Origin of the sequence: Pseudomonas sp. B7 (genome assembly GCF_016735645.1) — a bacterium.
Lineage (GTDB): Bacteria > Pseudomonadota > Gammaproteobacteria > Pseudomonadales > Pseudomonadaceae > Aquipseudomonas > Aquipseudomonas glycinae.
On sequence record NZ_JAERRE010000004.1, the window covers coordinates 1 to 16366 of the forward strand.

The 16366-nt window shown below is 59.1% G+C and carries 18 protein-coding genes; 9 read left to right on the top strand and 9 right to left on the bottom strand.

Translation table 11 applies throughout. The annotated features are described in order from the left end of the window. Positions 1–162 precede the first annotated feature (162 nt). On the bottom strand, positions 163–1362 hold the full coding sequence (tyrS, locus tag JKA62_RS10995) for a tyrosine--tRNA ligase (RefSeq protein ID WP_011336180.1): 1200 nt from the start codon (positions 1360–1362) through the stop codon (positions 163–165). Positions 1363–1572: 210 nt separating this feature from the next. On the opposite strand from tyrS, the gene JKA62_RS11000 reads away from it, so the two are divergent. Both JKA62_RS11000 and JKA62_RS11005 read left to right on the top strand, forming a co-directional pair. Further along, positions 1573–2997, top strand: coding sequence for a peptidoglycan DD-metalloendopeptidase family protein (locus JKA62_RS11000; protein ID WP_041475440.1), 1425 nt, complete (start codon positions 1573–1575; stop codon positions 2995–2997). A 3-nt stretch (positions 2998–3000) separates the two neighbouring features. Next, on the top strand, positions 3001–4092 hold the full coding sequence (locus tag JKA62_RS11005) for an anhydro-N-acetylmuramic acid kinase (protein WP_011336182.1): 1092 nt from the start codon (positions 3001–3003) through the stop codon (positions 4090–4092). 72 nt (positions 4093–4164) lie between these two features. Here JKA62_RS11005 and erpA read toward each other — a convergent pair whose 3' ends face one another. Both erpA and argC read right to left on the bottom strand, forming a co-directional pair. Next, on the bottom strand, positions 4165–4515 hold the full coding sequence (gene erpA / locus JKA62_RS11010) for an iron-sulfur cluster insertion protein ErpA (protein WP_003228776.1): 351 nt from the start codon (positions 4513–4515) through the stop codon (positions 4165–4167). 168 nt (positions 4516–4683) lie between these two features. Continuing rightward, positions 4684–5718 carry an N-acetyl-gamma-glutamyl-phosphate reductase gene (gene argC / locus JKA62_RS11015; protein ID WP_011336183.1) on the bottom strand — a complete coding sequence of 345 codons (1035 nt, stop codon included), beginning with the start codon at positions 5716–5718 and terminating at the stop codon, positions 4684–4686. Positions 5719–5853: 135 nt separating this feature from the next. Here argC and hemJ point away from each other — a divergent pair, with 135 nt between their 5' ends. The 6 genes from hemJ to coq7 all read left to right on the top strand — a co-directional run bounded on the left by hemJ (position 5854) and on the right by coq7 (position 10330). Next, positions 5854–6282: a protoporphyrinogen oxidase HemJ gene (gene hemJ, locus JKA62_RS11020; RefSeq protein WP_011336184.1), complete on the top strand. Its 429-nt coding sequence runs from the start codon at positions 5854–5856 to the stop codon at positions 6280–6282. 33 nt (positions 6283–6315) lie between these two features. Then, positions 6316–7284, top strand: a complete 969-nt coding sequence (locus JKA62_RS11025) for an NAD(P)H-dependent flavin oxidoreductase (RefSeq protein WP_011336185.1) — start codon at positions 6316–6318, stop codon at positions 7282–7284. Between the two features lie 70 nt (positions 7285–7354). After that, positions 7355–8305 carry a DUF805 domain-containing protein gene (locus tag JKA62_RS11030; RefSeq protein ID WP_011336186.1) on the top strand — a complete coding sequence of 317 codons (951 nt, stop codon included), beginning with the start codon at positions 7355–7357 and terminating at the stop codon, positions 8303–8305. A 61-nt stretch (positions 8306–8366) separates the two neighbouring features. Next, entirely contained in the window at positions 8367–9155 is a 789-nt protein-coding gene (locus JKA62_RS11035) for an SDR family NAD(P)-dependent oxidoreductase (RefSeq protein ID WP_007956321.1), read from the top strand. An 81-nt stretch (positions 9156–9236) separates the two neighbouring features. Next, complete coding sequence (locus JKA62_RS11040; RefSeq protein WP_007956318.1) at positions 9237–9575, top strand: histidine triad nucleotide-binding protein; 339 nt, start codon at positions 9237–9239, stop codon at positions 9573–9575. A 107-nt stretch (positions 9576–9682) separates the two neighbouring features. Next, positions 9683–10330 (top strand): 2-polyprenyl-3-methyl-6-methoxy-1,4-benzoquinone monooxygenase, encoded by a 648-nt coding sequence (gene coq7 / locus JKA62_RS11045; protein WP_007956317.1) that lies wholly within the window; start codon positions 9683–9685, stop codon positions 10328–10330. 61 nt (positions 10331–10391) lie between these two features. Here coq7 and speD read toward each other — a convergent pair whose 3' ends face one another. Both speD and JKA62_RS11055 read right to left on the bottom strand, forming a co-directional pair. Then, the gene (gene speD, locus JKA62_RS11050; protein ID WP_007956315.1) at positions 10392–11186 is read right to left on the bottom strand and encodes an adenosylmethionine decarboxylase; all 795 of its coding nucleotides are present in this window, start codon (positions 11184–11186) and stop codon (positions 10392–10394) included. A 237-nt stretch (positions 11187–11423) separates the two neighbouring features. After that, positions 11424–11846 (bottom strand): OsmC family protein, encoded by a 423-nt coding sequence (locus tag JKA62_RS11055; RefSeq protein WP_003228794.1) that lies wholly within the window; start codon positions 11844–11846, stop codon positions 11424–11426. A gap of 236 nt (positions 11847–12082) precedes the next feature. On the opposite strand from JKA62_RS11055, the gene crp reads away from it, so the two are divergent. Next, on the top strand, positions 12083–12727 hold the full coding sequence (gene crp, locus JKA62_RS11060) for a cAMP-activated global transcriptional regulator CRP (protein WP_011336190.1): 645 nt from the start codon (positions 12083–12085) through the stop codon (positions 12725–12727). Positions 12728–12737: 10 nt separating this feature from the next. Here crp and JKA62_RS11065 read toward each other — a convergent pair whose 3' ends face one another. The 4 genes from JKA62_RS11065 to JKA62_RS11080 all read right to left on the bottom strand — a co-directional run bounded on the left by JKA62_RS11065 (position 12738) and on the right by JKA62_RS11080 (position 16017). Then, positions 12738–13436: a lipoate--protein ligase family protein gene (locus tag JKA62_RS11065; protein ID WP_011336191.1), complete on the bottom strand. Its 699-nt coding sequence runs from the start codon at positions 13434–13436 to the stop codon at positions 12738–12740. A 95-nt stretch (positions 13437–13531) separates the two neighbouring features. Beyond that, positions 13532–14368: an indole-3-glycerol phosphate synthase TrpC gene (gene trpC, locus JKA62_RS11070; protein WP_201817798.1), complete on the bottom strand. Its 837-nt coding sequence runs from the start codon at positions 14366–14368 to the stop codon at positions 13532–13534. Then, the gene (gene trpD, locus JKA62_RS11075; RefSeq protein ID WP_011336193.1) at positions 14365–15414 is read right to left on the bottom strand and encodes an anthranilate phosphoribosyltransferase; all 1050 of its coding nucleotides are present in this window, start codon (positions 15412–15414) and stop codon (positions 14365–14367) included. Before trpD ends, trpC begins: the two co-directional genes overlap by 4 nt. A gap of 9 nt (positions 15415–15423) precedes the next feature. Next, positions 15424–16017: an aminodeoxychorismate/anthranilate synthase component II gene (locus JKA62_RS11080; RefSeq protein ID WP_007956309.1), complete on the bottom strand. Its 594-nt coding sequence runs from the start codon at positions 16015–16017 to the stop codon at positions 15424–15426. Between the last annotated feature and the right edge of the window lie 349 nt (positions 16018–16366).

The window sequence follows — 16366 nt, forward strand, 5'->3', positions numbered from 1 at the left end:
AGACCGGCATTTCCAACTCCTTCCAGTCTTCGATGAACTGAAGCAACCCGCTTCGAAACCTACTTAACTCATTGAATCTCAAGGAGTTTTCCGTTTCGACTGCGCCGGAAGTGGGGCGAATTATAGACCTCTGGAATTCGCCGTCAACCCCTTATTTCATCTTTACTCAGATTTCAGCGTAATCCGTGCAAAAGCCTTCTTGCCGGCCTGACAAACGTGAGTCGCGCCCAGTACGTATATAAAGGAGCGATCAACCACCTCACCATCTACACGCACACCACCGGAGGCCAGCAGATCACGAGCAGCTGCCGAGTTCTTCACCAGACCTGCCTTATTAAGGACAGCAGCAATCGGCATATCCTCGGCAGCAGTCAGCTCAACCTCTGGCAGATCATCCGGCAACTCGCCATCCTTCATACGATTGCCCGCACCACGGTGAGCATTGGCCGCGGCCTCTTCACCATGGAAGCGCGCAACAATCTCTTCGGCCAGCTTGATCTTGATATCACGCGGGTTAGCACCCGCTTCAACATCAGCACGGAAAGCATTTATCTCATCCATCGAACGGAAGCTGAGCAACTCGAAGTAGCGCCACATCAACGCATCGGGAATCGAAACCAGCTTGCTATACATGACACCTGGCGCTTCCTGGATACCGACGTAGTTGCCCAGCGATTTGGACATCTTCTTCACGCCATCCAAACCCTCAAGCAGCGGCATCGTCAGAATGCACTGGGCTTCCTGGCCATAACCACGCTGCAGCTCACGCCCCATCAGCAGATTGAACTTCTGATCAGTACCACCCAGCTCAACGTCAGCGCGCAACGCTACAGAGTCATAACCCTGAACCAGCGGATAGAGGAATTCGTGAATGGCGATTGGCTGATTGGTGGTATAGCGCTTATCGAAATCGTCACGCTCGAGCATACGAGCAACGGTGTACTGCGAGGTCAGACGAATAAAGTCCGCAGGCCCCATCTGATCCATCCAGGTGGAGTTGAACGCAACTTCGGTTTTCGCCGGATCAAGAATCTTGAACACCTGAGTCTTGTAAGTCTCGGCGTTTTCCAGAACCTGCTCACGCGTCAGCGGAGGGCGAGTGGCGCTCTTGCCGCTCGGATCACCGATCATTCCGGTGAAGTCACCTATAAGGAAGATCACCTGATGACCCAGTTCCTGGAACTGGCGCAGCTTATTAATAAGCACGGTGTGACCAAGGTGCAGATCCGGCGCAGTTGGATCGAAGCCGGCCTTGATTCGCAGCGGCTGGCCACGCTTGAGCTTTTCGATCAGCTCGGACTCGACCAACAGTTCTTCCGCACCACGTTTAATCAGCGCTAGCTGCTCTTCAACCGACTTCATAACAGACCCGCAAGGCTCAGATTCAAAGGGAACCAACCATACAAGATCGCGCACCAAATACAAGGTTTGCCCGGCGCACGGACGCCAATCCACGGACAGAGCGCCCGCAGACTTGCTTCAGAGATGATTTGGTTATATTTTATACAGTTATTTCATCTTCATCATGTCATTAATCTTTTCCAATTCATCTTTTTCAAAGTCAAATTACTTATGACCACTGAACCGTCTAAAGCGCCACCGCTTTACCCGAAGACCCACCTGCTCGCCGCAAGTGGGATCGCCGCCCTTCTCAGTCTGGCGCTCCTGGTGTTTCCATCCAGTGATGTTGAAGCCAAAAAGACAACGCTGAGCCTTGAACTGGAAAGTCCTGCTGAACAACTGACACAAGATCAAGACGCTGCCGACGCAGCTCAAGCCACAAACGAATCCGTAGCCTCTCCTTTCGCGCAGATCGAAAACAGCACCGAAGAGACGCAGGAAACCGCTCAGGCCGCACCGGCGCCGATACCGGTAGTCGAAGAAAAGAAGGCCCCGAATCACAGGGAAGTGATCGTCTCCAAGGGCGATACGCTTTCTACACTGTTCGAGAAAGTCGGCCTGCCGGCCGCGGCCGTCCATGAAGTGCTGGCCAGCGATAAACAGGCCAAGCAATTCAGCCAGCTCAAACATGGCCAGAAACTCGAATTCGAATTGAACCCACAAGGCCAGCTGACCAACCTGCACAGCAAGGTCAGCGACGTTGAAACCATCACCCTGACCAAGAACGACAAGGGTTATGTGTTCAACCGCGTTACCGCCAAACCGACTGTTCGCACCGCCTATGTACACGGCGTGATCAACAGCTCGCTGTCGCAGTCCGCCGCCCGCGCAGGCCTGTCCCACAGCCTGACCATGGACATGGCCAGTGTCTTTGGCTACGACGTCGACTTCGCCCAGGATATCCGCCAGGGCGACGAATTCGATGTGATCTACGAACAGAAAGTGGTGAATGGCAAAGCGGTTGGCAACGGCCCGATCCTGTCAGCCCGCTTCACCAACCGCGGCAAGACTTACACCGCCGTGCGTTACACCAACAAACAGGGCAACAGCAGCTACTACACTGCTGATGGCAACAGCATGCGCAAGGCGTTCATCCGTACACCGGTGGACTTCGCCCGCATCAGCTCGAAATTCTCCATGGGCCGCAAACACCCGATCCTCAACAAGATCCGCGCCCACAAAGGCGTCGATTACGCCGCCCCACGTGGCACGCCGATCAAGGCTGCCGGCGACGGCAAAGTGCTGTTGGCCGGCCGTCGCGGCGGTTACGGCAACACCGTGATCATCCAGCACGGCAACACTTACCGCACGCTGTATGGCCACATGCAGGGCTTCGCCAAGGGCGTGAAGACTGGCGGCACCGTCAAACAAGGCCAGGTGATCGGTTACATCGGCACCACCGGCCTGTCCACCGGCCCGCACCTGCACTATGAATTCCAGGTCAACGGCGTTCACGTCGATCCATTGGGGCAGAAGCTGCCGATGGCCGACCCGATCGCCAAATCCGAACGCGCTCGCTTCCTGGCGCAGAGCCAGCCGTTGATGGCGCGCATGGATCAGGAAAAAGCCACCATGCTGGCTTCGAGCAAACGTTAAGCCATGGCTCTGTATATCGGCGTGATGTCCGGCACCAGTCTCGACGGGCTGGACATCGCCCTGATCGAGCAGTCCTCGGCGATCAATCTGGTCGCCACGCACTACATCCCTATGCCTGACACCCTGCGCGCCGAGCTGCTTGGCTTGTGCGCCGGCGGCCCTGACGAGATCGCCCGCTCGGCGATTGCCCAGCAAAACTGGGTAAAGCTCGCCGCGCAAGGGATCCACACCCTGCTCGAACAACAACAGCTCAAGCCCGAAGCCATTCGCGCGATCGGCAGCCACGGCCAGACCATTCGCCATGAGCCGGCGCGTGGTTTCACCGTACAGATCGGCAACCCCGCCCTCCTCACTGAACTGACCGGTATCACCGTCGTCAGCGACTTCCGCAGCCGCGATGTGGCCGCGGGCGGCCAGGGCGCTCCTTTGGTGCCAGCCTTTCATGAAGCGTTGTTCGAAGAGCGTACCGGTAACCGTGCGGTCCTGAATGTCGGCGGTTTCAGCAATCTCAGTCTGATCGAGCCGAACAAGCCTGTAGCCGGTTTCGACTGCGGGCCGGGGAATGTGCTGATGGATGCCTGGATTCATCAGCAACGGGGCGAGAACTACGACCGTAACGGGCAGTGGGCAGCCAGCGGCAAGGTCGAACCGACCCTGCTGAAAGCCCTGCTCAGCGATCCGTTTTTCGTGACCCAAGGCCCGAAGAGCACCGGCCGCGAAGTTTTCAACCTGCCATGGCTGGAGCAGCAACTGTCGTGCCTGCCAGGTTTCGCAGCCGAAAACGTACAGGCAACACTGCTCGAACTGACGGCGCTGACCATCGTCGAATCGCTGCAAAGCGCTCAATCGAATACCGAAGAGCTCCTGGTTTGTGGGGGCGGCGCCCACAACGTCACACTGATGAAGCGCTTGGCCGACCTGCTGCCCAACGCCAAAGTCGCCAGTACCGCAACCCACGGCGTCGATCCGGACTGGGTCGAGGCGATGGCCTTCGCCTGGCTGGCCCACTGCTGTCTGGAAGGCATTGCCGCCAATCGCCCGAGTGTCACCGGTGCCAAAGGCCTGCGCGTACTCGGCGCCATCTACCCCAACTGACAAATCGCAGATAACAAAACGCCGCAGAACCGTGAGGTTCTGCGGCGTTTTGTTGTGTACGGTGAAGCGCGATCAGATCGAGAACGAGGAGCCGCAACCACAAGTGGTGGTGGCATTCGGGTTCTTGATCACGAAACGCGAACCTTCCAGACCTTCCTGATAATCCACCTCGGCACCTGCCAGGTACTGGAAGCTCATCGGATCGACCACCAGACTGACGCCTTCGCGCTCGACGATGGTGTCGTCCTCGGCCACATCTTCATCGAAGGTGAAGCCGTACTGAAACCCTGAACAACCGCCGCCCGTAACGAATACGCGCAGCTTCAAGCGATCATTCCCCTCTTCATCGACCAGGCTCTTCACCTTGTGCGCGGCACCTTGAGTGAATTGCAAAGCCGTGGGGGTGAAGGATTCGACGCTCATGCTGACTATCTCCCGGCGTTACGCCGCCATAATGCGTGATGACGCGCATTATCCGCTTGTCCTAGAAAATCGGTCAACTATTGTTACGGTATATCAATAAAGCTGATCAACCGACCAGAATGCAAAAAGGCCCGTCAAACGGGCCTTTTTGCCAAGCAAGATCAGTCGTTACGGCAGCATGCCGGCGTGGGACAGACCCAAACGCTCATCCAGCCCGAACAGAATGTTCATGTTCTGCACCGCCTGGCCCGACGCGCCCTTGACCAGGTTGTCGATCACCGACAGCACCACCACCAGATCACCATCCTGTGGACGGTGAACCGCGATGCGGCAGACGTTGGCGCCACGCACGCTACGGGTTTCTGGATGGCTACCAGCCGGCATCACGTCGACGAACGGCTCATTGGCATAACGCTTTTCGAACAGCGCCTGCAGATCCACCGAGCGGTCCACCACGGTCGCGTAAAGCGTGGAGTGAATGCCACGGATCATCGGCGTCAGGTGTGGCACGAACGTCAGACCGACATCCTTGCCTGCGGCACGACGCAGCCCCTGGCGAATTTCCGGCAGATGACGGTGACCTTTCACCGCATAGGCCTTCATGCTTTCCGACGTCTCGGAGTACAGCGAGCCTACGGCAGCACCACGACCGGCACCGCTGACACCGGACTTGCAGTCGGCGATCAGGTGGGAAGCGTCGGCAATGCCTGCCTCAAGCAACGGCAGGAAACCCAGCTGTGTCGCGGTCGGATAGCAACCCGGCACCGCGATCAGGCGCGCTTTCCTGATTTGCTCACGATTGACTTCCGGCAAGCCGTAAACCGCTTCGTCCAGCAGCTCCGGTGCACCGTGCGGCTGGCCGTACCACTTGGCCCATTCATCAGCGTCCTGCAGACGGAAGTCTGCCGACAGGTCGATGACCTTGGTGCCGGCCGCCAGCAACTCGCCGGCCAGTGCGTGGGCAACGCCGTGCGGAGTGGCGAAGAACACCACGTCGCAAGCGCCCAGGGTCTTGATGTCCGGCACGCTGAATGCCAGACCGTCGTAGTGACCGCGCAGGTTCGGGTACATATCAGCCACGGCCAGACCGGCCTCGGATCGGGAAGTGATCACTACCACTTCTGCCTGCGGATGCTGTGCCAACAGACGCAGCAGTTCGACACCGGTGTAACCCGTGCCGCCGACGATACCGACCTTGACCATAAACCTGCCCTCAACGAACCCACTGGAAAGCCGTCGATAATAGGGGCCGCGCGCGCCTGCGACAACCGCCAAGGTGACGTGCGGACGCTCAAGCCTCTACTATCCGGCCTACCGTGAATCAGGGAATAACCCAAAATGCTCTATCTGTGGATCAAAGCGCTGCATATCGTCAGCATCGTGTGCTGGTTTGCCGGCCTCTTCTATCTTCCGCGACTGTTCGTTTATCACGCGCAAAGTGAAGACACGATCAGCAAGGAACGCTTCAGCATCATGGAGCGCAAGCTCTATCGCGGCATCATGGGCCCGGCAATGATCGCCGCGCTGATCTTCGGTGGCTGGCTGATCTATCTGAACCCGAGCATCTTCAGCAGCGGTGGCTGGATCCACGCCAAACTGACCCTGGTCGTGCTGTTGATCGGCTACCACCACATGTGCGGCGCGCAGGTAAAACGTTTTGCCCGTGGCGAGAACACCCGCAGCCATGTCTTTTATCGCTGGTTCAATGAAGTGCCGGTTCTGCTATTGCTGGCTATCGTAATTCTGGTCGTGGTCAAGCCGTTCTAACTTCAACAAATACAACTTTCCGGGGTACTTCCGATGTCGCTGCCCGCTCTGCTCGAACAACGTCTGCGCCTGCCCGTAGTGGCAGCACCGATGTTTCTGATCTCCAATCCTGAACTGGTGCTGGCGTGCTGCCGTAACGGCGTGGTCGGCAGCTTCCCGGCGCTGAACCAACGCGAAAGCAGCGGATTCAAGGCATGGCTGGAGCAGATCGAAGCGGGACTGGCGACACTGGAGAACCCGGCGCCTTATGCCGTGAACCTGATTGTTCACAAGAGCAATCCACGTCTGGAGGCGGACCTGAACATCTGCGTCGAACACAAAGTCCCCATCGTCATCACCAGTCTTGGTGCCGTGAAGGAAGTGGTAGACGCCGTGCACAGCTACGGCGGCCTGGTCTTCCACGACGTGACGACCCGCCGCCATGCCGAGAAAGCCGCCGAGGCCGGTGTCGATGGCTTGATCGCCGTCGCGGCCGGTGCCGGTGGGCACGCCGGGACCTGGAGCCCGTTCTCGCTGATCGCCGAGATCCGCGAGTGCTTCGACAAAACCCTGTTGCTTGCAGGATGTTTGAACCATGGGCATGAGATTCTCGCCGCACAACTGCTCGGCGCGGATCTGGCCTACTTCGGCACGCGATTTATCGGCACCACTGAAAGTCATGCGCCTGACGCCTACAAGCAGATGCTGCTGACTGCCAAAGCCGCCGACATCATTCATACTCCTGCCGTGTCCGGTGTTCCGGCCAGTTTTATGCGTCAAAGCCTGGAGGCCGCCGGTTTCGACATGGCAGCCCTGCAGGGCAAGGGTGAAGTGAACTTCGGCGACAAGCTCAAGCCGATCAACGACGAAGCCAAGGCCTGGAAAACCGTGTGGTCGGCAGGTCAGGGCGTCGGGCAGATCGACGATCTGCCAAGCGTGGATCAACTGGTGGCGCGTCTCGATGCCGAATACCGCCAGGCCCTGGAGCACGCAGCGCAACTGCCGAAACGCTGGCCACGTTGAATGAAACCAGGCCAGTCGCTGTTTGACTGGCCTTAGACTCACTTTATCTCGCGACAAGGATGCCTCGGCCATGAGCGAACCCCGTTACAAGATCGTTTTCGACGGCGCGCTCCAGCCCGGCGTCGATATCACCACGGCCAAGCTTAACCTGGCCGACCTGTTCAAAAGCGATGTCGCCGCCATCGAACGCCTGTTCAGTGGCCGCACCGTCGCGCTCAAGCGTGACCTGTCGCACAGCGATGCGCAGACCTATCTGCAAGCGCTGGGCAAGACCGGGATCGATGCCCGGATCGAAGCGGAAACGCCCATCGAGCTGAATCTGTCGGATGTCCACGAGCAAAGCGCTGCCGTCGCGGAGCCTGACTCGCCTTATGCTCCCCCTCGCGCCGCCGTCGGTGAAAGCCTGCCGGCATTCGCGCCTCTCAAGCCGCTCAGCGTCGAAGGCCGGATCGGCCGCTTGCGTTACCTGGCATGGTCGATGGTGTTAAGCCTGGCCGCCCTGCCGATCGTCAGCGTGTTCGCATTGATCGGCCTGGGCCTGGTGAGCGCCGACTCGACCACTGGCCTGATCATCGGCGGTCTCCTCGCCTTCTTCCTGTTTCTGGCCTTCGCGATTGTCGGGATCCTGTTCAGCATCCAGCGCTTGCACGATATCGGCTGGTCGGGATGGCTCTGGCTGCTGACGCTGGTGCCGTTCGTGGGCAGTTTCTTCCCGCTGGTGATCATGGTCGTGCCGGGCAATACCGGCGCCAATCGCTATGGCCCACCACCTCCGCCGAACAGCACGGCAGTCAAAGTGCTGTGCTCGCTGTGGATCGTGTTTATCGGGCTGTTTTTCGTGGGTGGCATGCTGGGCGGGATTACTGCCATCCAGCAGGAATATGAAAGCAGCCTTGAAAGCAGCTACGAGAGCGGTTCGGTGACCACCGATGAAATCGATGTCGAAGTCGAACCCGCCGCGAATTCGGCAGACGATGCAGCCGAAGCTGCTCTCACCCCTGTAGACTCTGCGAAAGAATGAACAACGCTCCCCGCCGTGACACCTGCGTCCACGGCGCGGCGCTGTTGCGATGGAGATTTGCATGACCCGTTACGCTCTGATCACCGGCGCCTCCAGCGGCATCGGCCTGGCCATGGCCGAAGCCCTGGCACGCCGTGGCCGCAGCCTGATTCTGGTGGCTCGCCAGCGTGATCAGCTGGAAAGCATTGCGATTGAACTGACCCAGCGCTTCGGTGTGGAGGTACTGTTCCGCGCCTGCGATCTCGGCGAGCCGCTGCGCCTGTCCGGTTTCCTGCTGGAGCTTGAAGAAGGCGACCGGCAGATCGATCTGCTGGTCAACTGTGCCGGCATCGGTACTTGCGGCCCGTTCCTGGCCCAGGACTGGATGACCGAACAGGACCTGATCGAAGTGAACATCCTCGCCCTCACCCGGCTCTGCCATGCCATCGGCAACAGCATGGCGTTGCAGGGTGGCGGGCAGATTCTCAATGTCGCGTCGGTGGCGGCCTTCAACCCCGGGCCCTGGATGAGCACCTACTACGCCAGCAAGGCGTACGTGTTGCACTTCTCGGAAGCACTGCGGGTGGAACTGAAGAAGTGTGCAGTCAAGGTGTCGGTGCTCTGCCCCGGCCCGACCCGCACCGCGTTCTTTCGCACCGCGCAACTGAACAACGACAAGCTCAACGCCAGCAAACTGTTGATGAGCCCCGAGGAGGTCGCGCTGTATACCGTGCGCGCCCTGGAGAAAAACCGCGCGATCATCATTCCCGGACGCCGAAACCGCTGGTTCGCCTTTCTGCCTCGGCTCGGTTCGCGCTGGCTCAATCGCACGATTGTCGGCATGGTCAACAAGGCTTACTGCCCGCGCTGAAAAGCCCTACGGCAAAACACTGGGCGGGCTTATCCCCCTATGAGTACACTCAGGCCAGCCCAAACAACGGAGAAAACAGCTGTGGATACTCTGTTCACCAAGATCATCAACCGGGAAATCCCGGCGAAGATCATCTACGAGGACGACCAGGTTCTGGCGTTCCACGACATCGCCCCACAGGCACCGGTGCATTTTCTGGTGATCCCGAAGAAGCCGGTGCGCACCCTCAACGACCTGACCGAAGACGACAAGGCACTGGCCGGGCACATCCTGTTCACCGCCCAACGTCTGGCGCTGGAGCTGGGTTGCGAGGAAGGCTTCCGGGTGGTGATGAACTGCAATGAAATGGGCGGACAGACGGTCTACCACATTCACATGCACGTGCTCGGCCAACGCCAGATGAACTGGCCTCCGGGCTGATTGAACTGCAGGCTCGGTGGGAGCGCCCTGCTCCCACATGACCCAGCGCAAACCTTCCCCGGCCGATTCGGTTAAACTGGCCGCCGAGATTCTTCCCGGAGGTCAGCATGACTACCCAACGTCACTATTCGCCCATTGATCGTCTTCTGCTGCAAGCCGATGCTGCGATGCGTACCCTGCTGCCCTTCAGCGGCCAGCCGTACCGTCCGTCGCCGGCGATCGTGCAGCCCGATGTGCAGATGAGCGATGAAGACACCCGCCACGTCGCCGGTCTGATGCGCATCAACCATACCGGCGAAGTCTGTGCCCAGGCGCTGTATCAGGGCCAGGCGCTGACCGCCAAGCTGCCGCAAGTGCGTGAGGCCATGGAACATGCGGCCGAAGAAGAGATCGATCATCTGGTCTGGTGCGAGCAGCGCATTCACCAGTTGGGCAGCCACACCAGCGTGCTCAATCCGCTTTTCTACGGCATGTCGTTCGGGATCGGCGCAGTCGCCGGGTTGATCAGCGACAAGGTCAGCCTCGGGTTTGTCGCTGCCACCGAGCATCAGGTCTGCAAGCATCTGAACGAACATCTGGAACAACTGCCGGCCGAGGATGAAAAATCCCGGGCGATTCTGGAACAGATGCGTATCGATGAAGAACATCACGCGGAAAGTGCACTGGAGGCCGGCGGTTTCCGCTTCCCGGCACCGGTGAAGTTCGGCATGAGTCTGTTGGCCAAGGTGATGACCAAGAGCACTTACCGGATCTGAAAAACGCCCATAAAAAAGGCGACTGCCGCGAAGCAGTCGCCTTTTTTTGTGCCCGGATTTCTTAGCTCGGCATATTGCGCGCGTAGAAGATTTCCAGCATTTCGTGTTTCACACGCTCGGTCACCTGAGCGCGTTGCTCGGAAGACAGGTTGCTGGTGGCATCGCCGAACAGGTAGTTGTCCAGTTCGAAGTTCTTCAGCAGCATCTTGGTGTGGAACAGGTTTTCCTGATAAACGTTCACGTCGGTCATCTGGTACGCGTCGCGGGTGTCTTCGGAGAGGTAGTTCTGGATCGAGTTGATCTCGTGGTCGATGAAGTGCTTGTTGCCTTCAACGTCACGGGTGAAGCCGCGCACACGGTAATCCACGGTCACGATGTCCGAATCGAACTGGTGAATGAGGAAGTTGAGCGCTTTGAGCGGTGAAATGACACCACAGGTCGACACGTCGATGTCCACACGGAAAGTCGCAATACCGGCGTCCGGATGGATTTCCGGGTAGGTGTGCACCGTGATGTGGCTCTTGTCGAGGTGGGCCAGGATGATTTCGGGCAACGGGCCCGGGGACTCTTCGATCTGGCTTTCGGTCGGGGTCACCGGCTCTTCCGAGATCAGAATCGTGACGCTGGCACCCTGAGGCTCATAGTTCTGACTCGCAATGTTCAGAATGTTGGCACCAATGATTTCGACAACTTCCGTGAGGATCTGCGTCAGGCGTTCGGCGTTGTACTCTTGATTGATGTACTCGACGTAAGCCTGCTGGTCTTGCGGGGTTTCCGCGTAGCAGATGTCATAGATGTTGAAGCTCAAGGTCTTTGTCAGGTTATTGAACCCGTGGAGCTTGAGTTTGCTTTTCACCGTTAAAAACTCTCTATGTATGCGGCACGGCCGCGTGATCAAGCATGCCCGTCAAGTGCGAACAACGCACCTGCGTAGGACGGTTAACACCTCTTCGCGATGGCGATTTTGGTTATCTGTTCAGGCGGATGACCCGTCGGTTGACTGATCACGGCCCTGAAAAAAGTGGCGCATTATGCAGACGTCAGCGGGGGATCGCCAGAGTCTGCACTGCTTTTATGATAGTTGAATGTCGGCTCAGCCGAGTTCGACGATTTCATAGTCGTGGGTGATCGCTACACCGGCGGCGCCGAGCATGATCGAGGCCGAGCAATACTTCTCGGCAGACAGTTCGATGGCGCGTTTGACCTGAGCTTCTTTCAGGCCACGGCCCTTGACCACGAAGTGCATGTGAATCTTGGTGAATACCTTCGGATCTTCAGTCGCGCGTTCGGCTTCCAGAAACGCCTCGCAGCTTTCAACGGCCTGACGGGACTTCTTCAAAATGCTGACCACGTCGAAATTGCTGCAACCGCCGACGCCCAGCAGGAGCATTTCCATCGGGCGGACACCCAGGTTACGACCACCGGCGTCCGGCGGACCGTCCATGACCACGACATGACCGCTGCCGGATTCGCCGAGGAACATGGCTTCGCCAGCCCATTGGATGCGTGCCTTCATCGCCAAGACTCCACTGTAGAAAAAAGGGTCGCCAGCTTAGCACAGGGCCCTGCCCGGACAGCGAGCAGGTTCCTAGGACGGATGCACCTTTAACGTAGGTGATTTCTCGAAATTTCGACGAAGTGTCTGGTAAGCTGGCGCCAATTCACTGGCGCCTTTGCCAGACTGTGTAGCAACCGCCTCAGCGCCTCATATAAAAACCAAATATAACCGTGCAGTTTTTTCGGGATACAACCATGGTTGGTATTACCCCCACACCCAAAATCAAAAACCTCGACAAGCTGCTGATGCATTGCCAGCGCCGGCGTCACGCGGCCAAGAGCAACATCATCTGCGCCGGGGATCGCTCCGACACGCTGTACTTCATCATCCGCGGTTCGGTCACGATCCTGATCGAGGACGACGACGGCCGCGAGATGATCATCGCGTACCTGAATGCCGGGGACTTCTTCGGCGAGCTGGGCCTTTTCGAAGAGGCCGGCCAGGAACAGCAGCGCAGCGCCTGGGTGCGGGCCAAGGTTGAATGCGAAGTCGCGGAAATCAGCTACGCCAAGTTCCGCGAACTGTCGCAGCAGGATCCAGACATTCTTTACGTGCTCAGCGGACAAATCGCACAACGCCTGCGCAACACCACGCGCAAGGTTGGCGACCTGGCGTTCTTCGACGTCACCGGCCGTGTCGCTCGCTGCCTGCTGGAACTGTGCAAACAACCGGACGCCATGACTCACCCGGACGGCATGCAGATCAAAGTGACCCGTCAGGAAATCGGCCGGATTGTCGGTTGTTCGCGAGAGATGGTCGGTCGCGTGCTCAAGGATCTTGAGGAACGCAACCTGGTGGATGTGAAAGGCAAGACCATGGTGGTCTTCGGCACTCGCTGAGTGCCAAAACTCAGCCGGCGTAGATCTGCGCCAGCATCAAACGGAAGAGTTCATCAAGACGCGCCAGCGCATGGGGCGCCGGGAATTTTTCATGCAGAGCGATGTGGCTGGCGGCACGAACCCGTTGCTCCAGGCCACACGCTTCGTTGAAGCGGTTGACCGCCGCGACCATCGACTCACGTTCGTCATCCACCAGCATCGCCCCGTGCACCAACCCCACCGGACGCTGACCACCCTGACTCTGGCGCCAGCGTTGGGCGGTGCCGACCATCTTGCGACCGTCGAGATTGACGTTAAAACGACCGTCGCAGAACGCACCGTCGATTTCCCCCAGCGACGAAGTGCCACCCAACTCATCCAGCAACTCACAGATCGGATCACACAGACGCCGGTAACCGGTTTCGATACGGTTCAGATCGCCTTCGCTGCGAGGCGGTGCGTAGACCAGTGCAATGTTGATGGTCGACGCCGATTGCGGAACAGGTTCGCCGCCGGTTTCACGCAGCAGTACCGGCCAGCCGGCAGCAGCGGAGACTTCGCAGGCGTGATCGAATCCGGGCAAGCGATTCAAACGGCGCGGCATGACCAAGGCGCGGTCGCTGGGCTGCCAGAACAACAAGCCGAATTCGGCATCACCCGCGCAGACCGAGGCCAGCAAATCCTGTTCGGCTTGCAGACCGGCTTCGATGGTCAGGGACGTGGGGATCATAAGGTTTCCATAGGACGTTGAGTCTGAGGTGAATCTTATGCCGCCTTCGCGGGCAAGCCCGCTCCCACAGGGGACGGGCGCCTGCGAAGACTCGATCAGTCGAGGGTCGAACCGCTCACCGGTACGCCGCGCTCAGGGAAGAACAGACGTTGTAGTTCGATGCCCGGGTTTTCGGCGCGCATGAACGCTTCGCCGACCAGGAACGCGTAAACGTCGCTGATTTCCATCAGCTCGACATCGGCACGGTTGAGGATCCCGCTCTCGGTGATGACCAGACGATCGCGCGGAATGCGCGGCAGCAGGTCGAGGGTGGTTTCCAGGCTGACGTCAAAGGTGTGCAGGTTGCGGTTGTTGACCCCGACCAGCGGCGTGTCGAGGGTTTTCAACGCGCGCTCCAACTCATCGCCGTCGTGCACTTCCACCAGCACATCGAGGCCGACGTCTTTGGCCACAGACGCCAGCTCGGCCATTTTTACGTCATCCAGTGCGGAGACGATCAGCAGCACGCAATCGGCGCCCAAGGCACGGGCCTCAACGATCTGGTACGGATCGATCATGAAGTCTTTGCGGATCACCGGCAGCGAGCAGGCAGCGCGGGCCTGTTGCAGGTAGGCATCGGCGCCCTGGAAGTAGTCGATGTCGGTCAGCACCGACAGGCAGGTCGCCCCGCCCTTCTCGTAGCTTTTGGCGATATCGGCAGGAACGAAGTTCTCGCGGATCACGCCCTTGCTCGGCGACGCCTTCTTGATTTCGGCGATCACTGCCGGTTGTTTTTTCTTGGCCTGCGCCAGCAATGCCTGGGCAAAACCACGGGGTGCATCGGCCGCCTTGGCCAGACTTTCCAGCTCGCTCAGGCTCACACGGGCGCTACGCTCGGCGACTTCCTGAAACTTGCGGGCCAGAATGTTTTCCAGAACCGTCGGTACACTCATCCCTCATTCTCCACTTTGAATACCGCGGTAAAGGCACCCAACTCCTCGAGTTTTTCCCGAGCAAGACCGGTGTGCAGAGCGTCGTGGGCCAGTGCCACGCCCTCTTTCAGACTTGTCGCCAGGTCGGCTGCGTACAGCGCCGCACCGGCATTGAGCACGATCATTTCGGCAGCCTTCTGACCGTTCTCGGTCTTGCGCTTGCCGAGTGCATCGCGGATCAGCGCCAGCGAGGCTTCCGGGCCTTCGACCGACAGACCGTGCAGGCTCTGGCTCTTCATGCCCAGATCTTCCGGCTCGACCCAATATTCGGTGATCTGATCGTCCTTCAGCTCGGCGACAAAAGTCGGCGCCGCCAGACTGAATTCGTCCAGACCGTCCTTCGAATGCACCACCAGCACATGCTTGCTGCCCAGACGCTGCAAGACTTCAGCCAACGGCCGGCACAGCGCCGGGGTGAACACGCCCACCACCTGATGTTTCACACCGGCCGGATTCGTAAGCGGGCCGAGCATGTTGAACAGGGTACGCAGGCCGAGATCGCGACGCGGGCCGGCGGCGTACTTCATGGCTTTGTGGTGAGTCTGGGCAAACATGAAGCCGATGCCGACGTTGTCGATGCAGCGCGCCACCTGAACCGGGGTCAGGTTGAGGTAGATGCCGGCGGCTTCCAGCAAGTCGGCACTGCCGCTCTTGCCCGACACTGCACGGTTACCGTGTTTGGCCACGGTGCAGCCAGCCGCGGCGACCACGAAGGAAGACGCGGTCGACACGTTGAAAATGTTCGCCCCGTCACCGCCGGTGCCGACCACATCGACCACGCGGTCGAGGGTCTTGAGTTCGACCTTGTCCGCCAGTTCGCGCATCACCGACACGGCGCCGACGATCTCGTCGATGCTCTCGCTCTTCATGCGCATGGCCATCATGAACGCGCCGATCTGCGCGTCAGTGCATTGGCCGGTCATGATTTCGCGCATCACGTCGCGCATTTCATCGGTGCTGAGGTCGAGGTGATCGACGATACGGCTCAGGGCTGTCTTGATATTCATGGAAAGTCCTTAGCGCGTGCCGCCGGTTTGTTTGAGGAAGTTGGCGAACAGTTCATGGCCCTGTTCGGTGAGGATCGATTCCGGGTGGAACTGTACGCCCTCGATGTTCAGGGTCTTGTGACGCAGGCCCATGATTTCGTCGACCGAACCGTCATCGTGCTGGGTCCACGCCGTCAGCTCCAGGCAATCGGGCAACGTTTCGTGTTTAACGATCAGGGAATGATAGCGGGTGACGGTCAGCGGGCGATTCAGACCGGCAAACACGCCCTTGTCCTCGTGGAATACCGGGCTAGTCTTACCGTGCATCACTTGACGGGCGCGAACGACATCGCCGCCAAAAGCCTGGCCGATGGACTGATGGCCGAGGCAGACACCGAGGATCGGCAGCTTGCCGGCAAAATGCTTGATGGCTTCGATGGAGATGCCGGCTTCGGTCGGTGTGCACGGGCCCGGGGATACGACGATCCGCTCCGGGTTGAGCGCTTCGATTTCGGCAATGGTCAGTTCGTCGTTGCGCACCACCTTGACCTCGGCACCCAGCTCGCCGAGGTATTGCACAACGTTGTAAGTAAAGGAGTCGTAGTTGTCGATCATCAGCAACATGGCGTTTCGAACCTCTTGAATTCTGACTTGAAGACAGCCTTCGGATGACTTGCCAGGGCGCTGCACACTGCCGGACGCGCAGGTCGCATCGGCACAGCGGCATTTCAAACGGGCAAGGAAGGCAAAGCGATACAGATCCGGCGGGGCCGGCAGAAAAGATTCAGGCGCGCCAACGCCAGCGGGCGTGTGCCTTGATGACTTGATCCAGAAGTTTGCTGGTGATCAACACGGGGAAGGTCTCGTTCATACGTTTCGGCACAGTAACTTAGCTGGGCGGAGCGCGCAATATGGCCGGGGCCGTGGGGGATAAAACAATGGGAGGCTTGACGACCGATGGCAAAGCGCCGGA

Bases quoted from the DNA above. Each gene is read 5' to 3' on its own strand.
- tyrS (WP_011336180.1), bottom strand. From the start codon at position 1,362: ATGAAGTCGGTTGAAGAGCAGCTAGCGCTGATTAAACGTGGTGCGGAA.
- JKA62_RS11000 (WP_041475440.1), top strand. From the start codon at position 1,573: ATGACCACTGAACCGTCTAAAGCGCCACCGCTTTACCCGAAGACCCAC.
- JKA62_RS11005 (WP_011336182.1), top strand. From the start codon at position 3,001: ATGGCTCTGTATATCGGCGTGATGTCCGGCACCAGTCTCGACGGGCTG.
- erpA (WP_003228776.1), bottom strand. From the start codon at position 4,515: ATGAGCGTCGAATCCTTCACCCCCACGGCTTTGCAATTCACTCAAGGT.
- argC (WP_011336183.1), bottom strand. From the start codon at position 5,718: ATGGTCAAGGTCGGTATCGTCGGCGGCACGGGTTACACCGGTGTCGAA.
- hemJ (WP_011336184.1), top strand. From the start codon at position 5,854: ATGCTCTATCTGTGGATCAAAGCGCTGCATATCGTCAGCATCGTGTGC.
- JKA62_RS11025 (WP_011336185.1), top strand. From the start codon at position 6,316: ATGTCGCTGCCCGCTCTGCTCGAACAACGTCTGCGCCTGCCCGTAGTG.
- JKA62_RS11030 (WP_011336186.1), top strand. From the start codon at position 7,355: ATGAGCGAACCCCGTTACAAGATCGTTTTCGACGGCGCGCTCCAGCCC.
- JKA62_RS11035 (WP_007956321.1), top strand. From the start codon at position 8,367: ATGACCCGTTACGCTCTGATCACCGGCGCCTCCAGCGGCATCGGCCTG.
- coq7 (WP_007956317.1), top strand. From the start codon at position 9,683: ATGACTACCCAACGTCACTATTCGCCCATTGATCGTCTTCTGCTGCAA.
- JKA62_RS11055 (WP_003228794.1), bottom strand. From the start codon at position 11,846: ATGAAGGCACGCATCCAATGGGCTGGCGAAGCCATGTTCCTCGGCGAA.
- crp (WP_011336190.1), top strand. From the start codon at position 12,083: ATGGTTGGTATTACCCCCACACCCAAAATCAAAAACCTCGACAAGCTG.
- JKA62_RS11065 (WP_011336191.1), bottom strand. From the start codon at position 13,436: ATGATCCCCACGTCCCTGACCATCGAAGCCGGTCTGCAAGCCGAACAG.
- trpC (WP_201817798.1), bottom strand. From the start codon at position 14,368: ATGAGTGTACCGACGGTTCTGGAAAACATTCTGGCCCGCAAGTTTCAG.
- trpD (WP_011336193.1), bottom strand. From the start codon at position 15,414: ATGAATATCAAGACAGCCCTGAGCCGTATCGTCGATCACCTCGACCTC.
- JKA62_RS11080 (WP_007956309.1), bottom strand. From the start codon at position 16,017: ATGTTGCTGATGATCGACAACTACGACTCCTTTACTTACAACGTTGTG.